The organism is Variovorax sp. 01T432, from assembly GCF_056398605.1.
Window position 1 is genome coordinate 1 of the sequence record NZ_JBFTPS010000021.1, and the last position, 12,450, is coordinate 12,450.

Genomic DNA, 12,450 nt, shown 5'->3' on the forward strand with positions numbered 1-12,450 from the left:
GGTAGATGGTAGATTGACTCATGGCCCGTCTCCTTGCTCGTTGACACGCTGTCCGCCCTTCGGGGTGCAGCGTTGTGGCTCGGCGCACCCACGGTGCGCAATCCACGGTAGTCCCGGAGACGGGCCGCTTCAACGGCTCAAGCCATTCTGACTAGACGACCTTGATCTCGTTGATCAYGCTCGAGATCCCCGGCGCGGACCATGCCGCGCCCTGCGCCGCCGCCCGTTCTGCCCAGGAGTGAACGGTGCCGCGCAGCGTCGCGGTCCCGCCGCTGATCACGACTTCGATGTTCTTGGCCTCGTGATCGGCCTGGCGTTCGAGCGCCTCGCGGATGCGCGTGAGGACGTTGGACGGAGAGACATGCGTCTTCAGGGTGATGTTGTTCGTCACTCCCACGACGCCGGTCAGCGAACGCACGGCGTCCATGGCGGCGGTGCGCTGGAAGTCCCACTCCACTTCGCCCTTGAGCGTGATCCAGCCCTTCTCGACGCGAAGCTGAAGTTTCTCATCGGGTACCTGCGTGTGCCACTTGAGCGAGGATTCCGCGGCGGCCGCGATTTCCGAGTCGCTGCGCTTGTGCGTCGGCGACAGCTTGACGTCCAGCTCGACGGCCAGGGCCCTGACCCCCTGCACGCGCTGCACCGCCCGCTCGATGGCGAACTTCTCTCTGTAGGTATCCAGGTGCCCCGTGAGCGTGACGACACCGTCCTTGACGGCGACGCCGACGTTGGCTTCGTTGATCGATGGGTCCCACTGGAGTTCGGTGGTCACGTCCTTCTTCAACTGCGAATCGGTTTTCATCATGCGGCCTTTCGTGCATGGATCTGTGATTGTTGCCGCGTCGGCCGGCGGCCCCGGCGGCAAGACCTGCGGGCTGCTGGGCCAGCCCGAATGCAATGGTGCGACGGACACGGCCGCGCGCCATTGATCCCGCGCAACAAAGTGCGCCATGGGCGCACTCGAGATCTGGCGAATCGCTCGCTTTCGTCCTAGAAGATGGAATCAGTCGCGAAGCTGGTTGGAAAGGCGAAGTCCCTGGCTTCCAGCGTGACGGGCCTGCCGGATTCGTGCCGATGCCTCTGCAGGGCCGCCTCCTCGATCAGATCGAAGTGGTGCCGACAGGCATTCAACAGGCTGTCACCGCCTCCTTGCGCTCCGAACACGTTGCGCAGCGCATCTTCCGAAATCTCCGCGACGACGCGATGGCCCTGGGTTCCTCGCGGATAAATGGCAAACAGAACGCTTGCCCTGGCAAAACAGAAAGACCAGAAAGACGCGTCGTTGTTCATCCTCACCTCCTTCAGGCCGAAAGCCCTTGGCATCCCACGATGTGCGGAGCGTCGCATCTGGCGAGCAGGAGGGTATTGCGTTAAGTCAAGGATTGCGCATCACCCGGCGTGCGCCATGCACGCTGGGGCGCCGAACAAGGCGATGGCGCCTTGGATGCGCAGCAAGACTGGAGAACCATTTGGATGGCTCGATGATGCCCAGCGCGACGAGCATGGCGATCACGGTCCACGTAGCTAACGCGCGGACGTGTCGACTGGACATAGGTCATCAACACTTTCCGTTGTCGCCCAACCCGGATGTCCTCCCTGAATATCGCGACTCGCCGGACATGCGGTCGCGGCGGGATGATATTTCGGGAACGGGCGCCGGGATTGCTATCCCCGCGGCGAGCCAAGGCCTCTCAGCCCGGCCCCTCGTGCCGAAGGCTGTTTCCGAGCGCGGTCTTGCGCAGGATGACCGCGAAGGATTGCGCCAGCGCCGGCTTGGCCTGCCCCAGGCGCCACAGGATGCCGGGCGTGCGGATCGGCGTCGGGTCCTCCAGCGGAATCACCTTCAGTCCGGCCATCGCTTCCGGCACCGCGTTGATCGCGACGATCGAGCCGATCTTCGTGCGCGCGACCAGCGCCAGCATCGGCGCGACGGTCGACATCTCGGCCACGACCGTCGGCTCGGCGCCGCTCGCGCGAAAGCACTCCTCCAGCATCGTGCGGGTGGAGAAGTAGGAGGACATCAGCACCAGTTCCTGCCGGTGCAGCTCGACCATGCGGATGCGCTTGCGTTGCGCCAGCGGATGGCTCTGCGACACCACCAGCACCATCTCCTCGTTGTAGAGCGGCTCGAACCACAGGTCGCCCGGATCGTTGGGCCGGTAGGCGATGCCGAGGTCCAGCTCGCCGGCCTTCAGGCGCGCGCCGATCACTTCGGCCGACTGCTCCTCGACGCTGATGCGCACGTTGGGATGGCGCGCCAGCAACAGCGCCACGCATTCCGGGATCAGTCCGATGTTGAAGGTGTGCGTCGCGCCGACACGTACCGTGCCGCTCAGGCTGCTGTTGCCGGGCTTGAGCAGCGCGATGCCCTGGTCGACCTCCCGCAGCGCGCGCGCCGCGTAGCCGCGCAGCAGCTCGCCGGCTTCGGTGGTGACCACCTTCTTGCCGATGCGCTCGAAGAGCGGCTGGCCGATCTCGTCCTCCAGCTGCTTGATCTGGTGCGAGAGCGTCGACTGGGTCACGTGCACGCGCTCGGCCGCGCGCGTGAAGCTCAGGCAATCGGCCAGCGCAACGAAGTAGCGAAGATGCCTCATCTCCATGAAAACCCCCAGGAATGATCGATGGCATCGATGATATCCATGGAAATTCATCATTTGTCGGTGGGCGCGCCGCGGCCTATCGTCCAGCTCCATCAACGTCGGTGCCCCCATCGGCGAACAGCAGGAGACGAAAGCCATGTCCGAATACAACCAGGATGCAATCACCAAGGACGTCCTCGACGCCTTCGCCGCCACGCCCGAGCCGAGGTTGCGCCAGCTCATGACGGCGCTGGTCAGGCACATCCATGCCTTCGCCCGCGAGGTCGACCTGACGCCGCAGGAGTGGCTCGCCGGCATGAACTTCATCGAGGCGATCGGCCGGATCGACAGCGAGAAGCGGCGCGAATTCATCCTGCTGTCCGACACGCTCGGTCTGTCGATGATGGTCGTGGCGCTCGCCCAGGCGCGCGCCACCGGCGACCTCAAGGGCGCGACCGAAGCGACCGAGGCGACGGTCGAAGGTCCGTTCTACTGGCCGGACGCGCCGGAGATGGCACTGGGCGCCGACATCGGCGAAGGCGTTCCCGGCGAGCCCGCCCTGTACATGGGCCGCGTGACCGACGTCGACGGCAAGCCGCTCGCCGGCGCGCTGCTCGACGTGTGGTCGGGCGACGGCGAGGGCAAGTACGACCTCCAACTGAGCGCCGAGCCCACCATGCGGGCGCGCGGCCGCTTCCACACCGATGCGCAGGGACGCTACTGGTTCTGGTCGATCCGCCCCTCCTATTACCCGATCCCCAATGACGGGCCGGTGGGGGACATGATGCGGGCGACCGGCCGCAGCATCTTCCGCCCGGGCCACATCCACATGCAGGTCTCGGCGCCCGGTCACGTGATGCTGACGACGCACCTGTTCGTCGGCGGCAGCCCCTACATCGACAACGACGCCGTCTTCGGCAAGCGCGACAGCCTGGTCGTCGACTTCGAATTGCATCCGCCGGGCAAGGCCGTCGACGGCCGCGAGATGCGCACGCCTTACCACTCCGCGAGCTACGACTTCCGCCTGGCGCCCGAGCGGGCATGAAGCGACACCGCAACCACTTTCAAGGAATCTCATGAAGATCGGCAAGGCCACCCTCCCACGCACGTCCATCAGCACCTCGGACGCCCACACCATCGTCATCCGCGGGGAGGACCTCTCGCGCGACCTGATCGGCAAGATCTCGTTCGTCGACCACTTCTTCCTGCTGCTGACGGGCAAGCGCCCGAGCGCCGGTGAATCCGCGGTGCTCAACGCCACGCTGGTGGCCATCGCCGAGCATGGCCTGGTGCCCAGCGTGCAGGCCGCGCGCATGACCTTCGCGGCCGCGCCGGATGCCATGCAGGGCGCGGTGGCGGCGGGCATCCTCGGCTGCGGTTCGGTGGTGCTCGGCTCGTCCGAGTCGGCCGGGCGCATGTACAGCGAAATCGACGAGCAGGTGCGCGCCGGCACGGCGATCGATGTCGCGGCGCTGGCGGTGATGAAGGCCTGGCGCGCCGCCGGCCGCTCCATCCCCGGTTACGGCCATCCGCTGCACAAGGAGCGCGACGCGCGCGTCGGTGCGTTGTTCGACGCTGCCAGGGCGGCGGGCACCAGCCTGCATTTCGTCGAGATCGCCGAGGCGGTGGAAGCGCTGATGCCCGAGGTGCTGAACAAGCCGCTCAAGCTCAATGTCTCCGGCGCGATCCCGGCGGTGCTGCTGGGCGCGGGGTTCCCGGTGGAGGCGCTCAAGGGCGTGCCGATCCTCGCGCGCACTGCGGGCCTGATCGCCCACATGTACGAGGAGATGCAGCAGCCCATCGGCTTCGCGCTGTCCTACCAGGCGACGCGCGAGATGGAGTACGGCGGCGAACTGCCGGCCCACTTCGGAAAGCACGACGCATGATCCAGGTGCTGCAGGGCTTGAAGGTCATCGAGCAGGGCACCTTCATCACGGGCCCGGCGGCGGGCATGCTGCTAGGCGACCTGGGCGCCGACGTGATCAAGGTCGAAGTGCCCAAGACGGGCGACCCTTTTCGCGCCTTCAAGAACGGCCTCTACAGCCCGCACTACCAGACCTACAACCGGAACAAGCGCAGCATCACGCTGGACACGAAGAGCACGGACGACCGCGAGGTGCTGGACGCGCTGATCGCCGATGCCGACGTCTACATCCAGAACTTCCGGCCCGGCGTGGCGGAAAAGCTCGGCGTCGGCGCCGAACGCCTGCGGGCGCTGAACCCGAAGCTCATCTACTGTTCGATCAGCGGCTTCGGCGCCACCGGCCCGGCCGCCAACCGGCCGGCCTACGACACCGTGGCCCAGGCCGCGAGCGGCTTCCTGAACCTGCTGGTCAACCCCGCGAACCCGCGCGTCGTCGGCCCGGCCATCGCGGATTCGCTCACCGGCTTCTATGCCGCCTACGGCGTGCTGGGCGCGCTGTTCGAGCGCAGCCGCACGGGCGTCGGCCGCAAGGTCGAAGTGTCGATGCTGGAGGCGATGACGCACTTCAACCTCGACGCCTTCACGCACTTCTTCCAGGTGGACGAGGTGATGGGCCCCTACAGCCGCCCGAGCGTCTCGCAGTCCTACGTGCTGCGCTGCGCCGACGACAAGTGGATCGCCCTGCACATGTCTTCGCCGGAGAAGTTCTGGCGCGGCCTGGCCGTCGCCATCGAGCAGCCGCGCATCTTCGAGGATGAGCGCTTCGCGACGCGCGAGGCGCGCATCGCGAACCAGGAGACGCTGATCCAGCTGCTGGGCGAGCGCTTTCTCACGCAGCCGCGCGACGAATGGTGCCGGCGCCTGCAGCGCGAGGACGTGCCGAACGCGCCGATGTACGACACCAGCGAGGCGCTGGAGGACCCGCAGGCGAAGCACCTGCAGCTCATGACCTCGGCCATGCACCCGGAGATGGGCCTGTTTCGCACGGTGCGTTCGCCGGTGAGCTTCGATGGCGAGCGTGCGCTCGACGTGCGCCCGCCGCCGACGCTGGGCGAGCACAGCGACGAGATCCGCGCCGAGTTGCGGCGCAAAAAGAACTAGCGGCAGCAGAGAAAGAGAACGGAGACAGGACATGAGCTTCAAAACGATGCAGTCGACCCAGGGGCGCCGGCCCTTCATGGCGGCGCTCTTGACGGGCGCGCTGATGCTGGCCGGCGCGGCGCATGCGCAGGAGCGTGGCCCGATCAGGCTGATCGTGCCCTTCGGCGCGGGCACCACGACCGACACCGTCGGTCGCGTCTTCGGCGAGGCGCTGGGCAAGAACCTGCAGGTGCCGGTGATCGTCGACAACCGCGCGGGCGCGGGCGGCTCGACCGGCACCGACCTGGTCGCCAAGGCGGCCCCCGATGGACGAACGCTGGTGATGGGCACGGTCGGCACGCATGCCATCAACGCCTCGCTCTTCGCCAAACTGCCCTATGACCCGCTGCGCGACTTCGTGCCTGTCGCCTTCGTCGGTTACACGCCGACGCTGCTGGTCGTCGCGGCCGACTCGCCGCTCAGGACATTGAAGGATCTCCAGCAGGCGGCCGCGCGGCCGGCCGGCGTCACCTTCGCCTCGGCGGGCAACGGCACTTCCGGCCACCTGGCCGGCGAGCTGCTCGCGCAGCGCCTGGGCGGGAAGATGATCCACGTGCCCTACAAGGAAGGCGCGGTCGCGATGACGGGCGTGATGTCCTCGCAGGTGGACTTCATGTTCTATCACCCGGCCGCCGTGATGCCGCAGATCAAGGCCGGCAAGCTGCGCGCGCTGGGTGCCAGCGGCGAGGTGCGCAGCGCCGCGGCGAGCGAGGTGCCGACGCTGATGGAGCAGGGCATCGCCGATTTCGACCTGGTGGCCTGGTTCATGGTCTACGCGCCCGCCGCAACGCCGGCGGCGACGCTGGCCCAGCTGCGCACGGCGAGCGCCGCGGCGCTGGCCCAGCCCGAGGTGATGGCGCGCCTGCGCGACCAGGGCGTCGAGGCGCGCGTGATGCGGCCCGAGGAGTTGCAGCCCTTCAACAAGGAGGAGCTGGGCAAGTGGGCCGGCCTGGTGAAGCGCTCGGGCGCAAGAGTGGATTGAGCGCCTTTTTTCGTTTTCGCTTTCGTACAAGACCAACAGGAGACAAGACCATGAAGACGCAGAACCTTTCGGGCATCGGCCGGCGCACCGCCATTGCCGCCATCGCGCTGGGCACGGCGGGCATCGCCCTGGCGCAGCCGGCCCCCTCGGGCGCGCCGATCCGCATCGGCAGCACGCTCGCGCTGACGGGGCCGCTCTCGGCCACGGCGCAGATCCACAAGCTGGTCGGCGACATCTACATCGAGCAGCTCAACAAGCGCGGCGGCCTGCTCGGCCGGCCGGTCGAATGGGTGGTGAAGGACGACCAGTCCAAGCCCGACCTGGCGCGCACGCTCTACGAGCAGCTCGTCACCGCCGACAAGGTCGATCTGCTGATGGGGCCCTACGCGACAGGGGCGATCCTCTCCGCCATGGGCGTGGCGCAGCGCTACAACAAGGTGCTGGTGCACCACACGCTGGGCATTCCGTCGCTGGCCAAGTACGACATGCAGTTCCCGGCCTGGTCGATCGGCTCGGACCCGGCGACCACCGTGCCCAACACGCTCTTCGACGCGCTCGCCGCCTCGGCCAAGCCGCCGAAGACGGTGGCGGTGGTGACGAGCAAGTTTCCCTCGATCCAGTTCATGAGCGCGGGCGCGCGCGAGGTGATCAAGAAGCGCGGCCTCACCGAGGTGCTGTTCCTCGAATGGGACTTCGGCAACCGCGACTTCGGCCCCATCGCCAACCGCATCAAGGATGCCAAGCCCGACTTCGTCTGGGTCGGCGCCATCGGCCTGGAAGGCAACCTGCTGCTGGACGCGATGAAGAAGATCGACTACCTGCCGCCGGAGCACTTCTACCTCTACCCCGCGCCCGGTCCGCTGCTGGCGCTGCCGGAGGCGAAGAACGCGCTCTCGGCCACCATCTTCGAGGACCAGCCGCCCTTCACCTCCAACTTCGGCGCCGCCGAGTTCGTGAAGATCTATCGCGAGCGCGCCGCCAAGGCCGGCTTCACCGACACCTCGGTCGAGACCCAGGCCGCGGCCTCGTACACCGCGTGGCAGATCCTCGAGGCCGGCGTGGTCAACACCAGGAGCCTGGACGACAAGGCCATCGGCACCTACCTGAAGACGCACAAGGTCGACACCGTGCAGGGCAAGCTGCGCTTCGACGGCGTGGGCAACTTCGGCGACGACCTGATGCGCATCAAGCAGATCCAGGACGGCAAGTGGGTCGTGGTGTGGCCCAAGGAAGTGACTTCGGGCGGCGCCAAGCTGCTCACACCCTGACATGTCGGGCTTCACGCTGCCCAGCCTGTCGCTGCTTTCCCAGTCCATCCTCTCCGGCATCTTCGTCGGCGCGCTCTACGGGCTGATGGGCCTGGGCCTCAGCCTGAGCTGGGGCCTGCTGCGACTGATCAACCTCGCGCACTTCGCGTTCGCCTTCCTGGCGGCATACCTCTGCTACCAGATGGCGACGATGGGCATGGACCCGCTGCTGACCCTGGTCGTCATCGTGCCGCTCTTCTTCGCGCTCGGCGCGGGGCTGCACTGGGTGATGGTACGCTTCGCGGTCACGCCCTTCAACTCGCTGCTGCTGACCTTCGGCCTCACCGGCATCGCGGAGAGCGTGATCCAGGCGATCTGGACCGCCGACTTCCGCAAGCTGGAGTCGAGCTACGCGGACCAGAAGTTCAAGATCGGCGAGCTGTTCGTGCCGATCCCGGAGTTCATCACGCTGCTGCTGGCGATCGCGCTGTCGTTCGCGGTCTGGGCCGTGCTGCGCTTCACCGACCTCGGCAAGGCGATGCGCGCCGCCGCGCAGGATGCGCCGGTGGCCGCCGCCTTCGGCGTGAACCAGAAGGCGCTGGGCCTGGTGCTCGCAGGCAGTTGCGCGGCGCTGGCCAGCGTGGCCGGCGTCTGCCTGGCCCTGAGCTTCACGCTCGCGCCCTCGCAGATGTACGGGTGGATCGGCGTGGTGTTCGCGGCCGTGATGCTCGGCGGCCTGGGCAGCGCCCTGGGGCCGCTCGTCGCCGGCACGCTGATCGGTGTGAGCGAGGCCATCACGATGGCGGTGACCGCGCCCTCGTGGGCGCCCATCGTCTCCTTCACCCTGCTGATCCTGATCCTGGTGCTGCGGCCCGGAAAGACTTCGTGACGATGAAACGCACCCCGATCGCCATTCTCCTGGCCGGCGCGGCCCTGGCCCTGGTGCCCCAACTGGGCCTGCCGGCTTTCTACGACTCGCTGCTCTACCTGATGCTGCACTGGATCGTGCTGGCCACCTCGTGGAACATCCTGTCGGGCTACTCCGGCTATTTCTCCTTCGGCCACGGTGCCTTCTTCGGCGCCGGCATCTATACAAGCGCCAACCTGATGTCGCGCTACGACTGGCCCTTTCTCTGGACCCTGCCCGCGGCGGCGCTGGTCGCGGCGGTGCTGGGCGTGGCGCTCGGCGCGGTCGTGTTCCGCGTCAAGGGCGTGCGCGGCGAACTCTTCGCGCTGCTCACGCTGGCGATCACCTTCGTCATCGGCACCATCGTCGTCAACACGCCGCTGGACGGCGGCAACGGTGTCTCGCTCGCCGCGGTGGCGGTGCCGAAGATCGGGCCGACGCCTTCGTCGACCTTCTACCTGCTCGCGCTCGCGGCGGCGGTGGGCACGCTGCTGATCGCCTGGGGCATCCAGGTGTCGAAGTTCGGCGCGGGGCTGTTCGCGATCCACGACGACGAGGACGCGGCCGAGGTGATGGGCGTGCCGACCTACCGCTACAAGCTGATGGCGCTGGCCATTTCCTGCGCGCTGGCCGGCGTGGCGGGCGGCATCCATGCGCTCTTCCTTTCCTACGTGACGGCCGGGGAGGTCTTCACCATCGCGGTGCCGCTGACGGTGGTGCTGATGAGCGTGCTCGGCGGCACGCGCCACTGGGCCGGGCCGGCCATCGGCGCGGTCGCGATCACGGGGCTGCTCTACAGCTTCACGGCCGCCGACCACGCGGTGGCGGGCAAGGCGATGGTCGGCGTGATCCTGATCGCGGCGATCCTGTTCATGCCGGACGGCATCCTGGAGCGCTTGCGCCGCCTGTGGAAGCGCGCGCCGGCGGCGGCGGTGCCCGCCGCGCACCAGCATGTTCCGGCGCCGATCGCGGCACCCGTGCCCTGCGCCAGGAGCCGCGCGGGGCAGGGCGAGGTGCTGCTGCGCGTGCAAGGCCTCAGCAAGTCCTTCAAGGGCGTGCGCGCGCTCGCGGGGGTGGACGTGGAGGTGCGGCGCGGCGAGATCCTCGGCCTGCTGGGGCCGAACGGCTCGGGCAAGTCGACCTTCATCAACGTCGTCAGCGGACACTTCGCACCGACGGCCGGCTCGATCCACTTCGAGGGGCGCTGCCTGAACGGGCTGCCCGCCCACAGCATCGCGGGCAGCGGCATTGCCCGCACGTACCAGATCCCGCGGCCCTTCGCGCACCTGAGCGTGCTGGAGAACGTCGCGATCGCGACCATGTTCGGCGGCGCGATCCGCGACCCGGCGGCGGCCAACAAGCAGGCCATGACCTGGCTCGAATTCACCGGGCTGCAGGACAAGGCGAATGCGCGGCCGGACGACCTGAACCTGCACCAGCGCAAGTTCCTCGAACTCGCCCGCGCGCTGGCCTCGCGCCCGCGGCTGGTGCTGCTCGACGAGGTTCTGTGCGGGCTGACGCCGAGCGAGATCGACGATGCGGTGGCCCTGATACGGCGCATCCGAGACCAGGGCTCGAGCATCGTCTTCGTCGAGCATGTGATGCGCGCGGTGATGGCGCTGACGGACCGGATCGTGGTCTTCAACTACGGCGAGCTGCTGGCCGAGGGGGCCGCCACCGATGTGATGCAACGGCCCGAAGTGATGACGGCTTACCTGGGGAAGGCGCATGCTTGAAGTGCGGGATCTGGAGGTGGCGTACGGCGCCGCGCCGGCGTTGTGGGGCGTGTCGCTCGATGTCCGGGCGGGCGAGTTGCTGTGCGTGGTCGGGCCGAACGGCGCCGGCAAGACGACGCTGATCAACACCGTCGCGGGCATCCTGCGCGCGCGGGCGGGAAGCATCGCATTCGAGGGCCGCGACATCACGCAGCTGCCGTCGCACCGCTTCTGCGAAGTCGGCATCGCGCTGGTGCCCGAGGGCCGGCGGCTCTTCACCGGCATGAGCGTGCTGGAGAACCTGGAGCTCGGCAGCTATCTGCCGCAGGCGAAGGCCCGGCGGCGCGAGACGCTGGAGCAGGTGATCGCGCTGTTTCCGGTGATCCGCGACAAGCTCGCGAGCCCGGCGGGCGAACTCTCGGGCGGGCAGCAGCAGATGGTGGCCATCGCCCGGGCGCTGATGGCGCGGCCGAAGCTGCTGCTGCTGGACGAACCATCGCTCGGGCTTTCGCCGCTCATCGTGCACGACATGTTCGCCGCGATCCGCCGCATCAACGCCGCGGGCGTGTCGGTGCTGCTGGTCGAGCAGAACGTCGTGATGGCGATGGAGGTTTCGCAGCGCGCCTATGTGCTGGAAGAGGGGCGCGTCGTGGCCGAAGGCGAGCCGCGGGAGCTGCTGGCGCGGCCCGAGATCCAGCGGGCCTACCTCGGAGTCTGAGCCGCTTCCTTCCTCATTTCTTCAACCTCGCGATCAGGAGAGAACCATGCTGTTTCCCACCACCATCGTCGGCAGTTTCCCGCAGCCGGATTGGCTGATCGACCGGGCCAAGCTCGCCGGGCGCTTTCCGCCGCGGGTGCGGGCGCGCGAGCTGTGGCGCATTCCGCCGCAGTACCTGGAGGAGGCGCAGAACGACGCAACGCTGATCGCGATCCGCGCGCAGGAGGAGGCGGGGCTGGACATCGTGAGCGATGGGGAGATCCGGCGCGAGAGCTATTCGAACCGCTTCGCGACGGCGCTGGATGGCGTCGACCTCGACCACCCGGGCAGCGCGCTGGACCGCTCGGGCCACCCCAACCCGGTGCCGCGCATCGTCGGCAGGATCCGTCGGCGCCACGCGGTGGAGGTGGAGGACTTGAGGTTCCTGCGCGCGCACACCGACCGGCAGGTGAAGATCACCGTGCCCGGGCCCTTCACGATGCTGCAGCAGGCGCAGAACGACTTCTACGGGAGCGAGGAGGAGGCGGCCATGGACTATGCCGAAGCGGTGAATGCCGAGATCCGCGACCTCTTCGCCGCGGGCGCGGACGTGGTGCAGATCGACGAACCCTACATGCAGGCGCGGCCCGAGAAGGCGCGCCAATACGGGCTGAAGGCGCTCAACCGCGCGCTGGAGGGCGTCATGGGCACGACGGCCGTGCATATCTGCTTCGGCTACGCGGCGATCATCCACGAGCGGCCGACGGGCTATTCGTTCCTGCCCGAGCTGGCGCAATGCAGCTGCCGGCAGGTATCGGTCGAGACCGCGCAATCGCATCTGGATTGCTCGGCACTGCAGGCGCTGGACGGCAAGCGGGTGATGGTGGGGTGCATCGACCTGTCGGACCCGGCGGTGGAGTCGGTGGACACGATCGTGGAGCGCATTCGGCATGCGCTGCCCTACGTGAAGCCGGAGAACGTGATCCTCGCGCCGGACTGCGGGATGAAGTACCTGGCGCGGGATGTGGCGGTCGGGAAGCTGAAGGCGATGGTGGGGGCTGCGAAGGTGTTGCGGCGGGAGTATGGGGGCTGAAGGGGGAGTTGGTCTCGCGCAACCGCAACATTCGTCCGTGTCTGCTCCGGGGTCTCCAGATCGGGCTCAGGCATCGTCAAGCGCCAGGCGCTTGATGGCCGCATTCACCTCGGCGGCGCGATCCGGGTGGGCCGCGCGAAAGTTGTCCAGTACCTCGCGCGCATGG

At 67.9% G+C, this 12,450-nt stretch carries 12 protein-coding genes; 9 read left to right on the plus strand and 3 right to left on the minus strand.

Features of this window, described 5'->3' with window-relative positions:
* Positions 1-151 precede the first annotated feature (151 nt).
* The 3 genes from AC1DNF_RS17050 to AC1DNF_RS17060 all read right to left on the minus strand — a co-directional run bounded on the left by AC1DNF_RS17050 (position 152) and on the right by AC1DNF_RS17060 (position 2,600).
* Positions 152-802: a BON domain-containing protein gene (locus AC1DNF_RS17050; protein ID WP_478149794.1), complete on the minus strand. Its 651-nt coding sequence runs from the start codon at positions 800-802 to the stop codon at positions 152-154.
* Positions 803-990: 188 nt separating this feature from the next.
* Positions 991-1,290 carry a hypothetical protein gene (locus AC1DNF_RS17055; protein WP_477925125.1) on the minus strand — a complete coding sequence of 100 codons (300 nt, stop codon included), beginning with the start codon at positions 1,288-1,290 and terminating at the stop codon, positions 991-993.
* Between the two features lie 401 nt (positions 1,291-1,691).
* Positions 1,692-2,600: a LysR substrate-binding domain-containing protein gene (locus AC1DNF_RS17060; protein ID WP_478149795.1), complete on the minus strand. Its 909-nt coding sequence runs from the start codon at positions 2,598-2,600 to the stop codon at positions 1,692-1,694.
* A gap of 136 nt (positions 2,601-2,736) precedes the next feature.
* Here AC1DNF_RS17060 and AC1DNF_RS17065 point away from each other — a divergent pair, with 136 nt between their 5' ends.
* Genes AC1DNF_RS17065 through AC1DNF_RS17105 form a run of 9 tightly spaced genes read left to right on the plus strand, consistent with a single transcriptional unit; the run spans position 2,737 to position 12,284 of the window.
* On the plus strand, positions 2,737-3,624 hold the full coding sequence (locus AC1DNF_RS17065; protein ID WP_478149796.1) for a dioxygenase family protein: 888 nt from the start codon (positions 2,737-2,739) through the stop codon (positions 3,622-3,624).
* 31 nt (positions 3,625-3,655) lie between these two features.
* Complete coding sequence (locus AC1DNF_RS17070; RefSeq protein WP_478149797.1) at positions 3,656-4,465, plus strand: citryl-CoA lyase; 810 nt, start codon at positions 3,656-3,658, stop codon at positions 4,463-4,465.
* Positions 4,462-5,604 (plus strand): CaiB/BaiF CoA transferase family protein, encoded by a 1,143-nt coding sequence (locus tag AC1DNF_RS17075; protein ID WP_478149798.1) that lies wholly within the window; start codon positions 4,462-4,464, stop codon positions 5,602-5,604. The genes AC1DNF_RS17070 and AC1DNF_RS17075 overlap by 4 nt, the downstream gene beginning before the upstream one ends.
* Positions 5,605-5,635: 31 nt before the next feature.
* Entirely contained in the window at positions 5,636-6,625 is a 990-nt protein-coding gene (locus tag AC1DNF_RS17080) for a Bug family tripartite tricarboxylate transporter substrate binding protein (RefSeq protein WP_478149799.1), read from the plus strand.
* A 50-nt stretch (positions 6,626-6,675) separates the two neighbouring features.
* The gene (locus AC1DNF_RS17085) at positions 6,676-7,893 is read left to right on the plus strand and encodes an amino acid ABC transporter substrate-binding protein (protein ID WP_478149800.1); all 1,218 of its coding nucleotides are present in this window, start codon (positions 6,676-6,678) and stop codon (positions 7,891-7,893) included.
* A gap of 1 nt (position 7,894) precedes the next feature.
* Positions 7,895-8,761: a branched-chain amino acid ABC transporter permease gene (locus tag AC1DNF_RS17090; RefSeq protein WP_478149801.1), complete on the plus strand. Its 867-nt coding sequence runs from the start codon at positions 7,895-7,897 to the stop codon at positions 8,759-8,761.
* Between the two features lie 2 nt (positions 8,762-8,763).
* A complete protein-coding gene (locus AC1DNF_RS17095) occupies positions 8,764-10,515 on the plus strand; it encodes a branched-chain amino acid ABC transporter ATP-binding protein/permease (protein WP_478149802.1) in 1,752 nt (583 codons plus the stop codon).
* A complete protein-coding gene (locus AC1DNF_RS17100) occupies positions 10,508-11,212 on the plus strand; it encodes an ABC transporter ATP-binding protein (RefSeq protein ID WP_478149803.1) in 705 nt (234 codons plus the stop codon). The genes AC1DNF_RS17095 and AC1DNF_RS17100 overlap by 8 nt, the downstream gene beginning before the upstream one ends.
* Before the next feature lie 46 nt (positions 11,213-11,258).
* The gene (locus AC1DNF_RS17105; RefSeq protein WP_478149804.1) at positions 11,259-12,284 is read left to right on the plus strand and encodes a uroporphyrinogen decarboxylase family protein; all 1,026 of its coding nucleotides are present in this window, start codon (positions 11,259-11,261) and stop codon (positions 12,282-12,284) included.
* Positions 12,285-12,450: the final 166 nt, after the last annotated feature.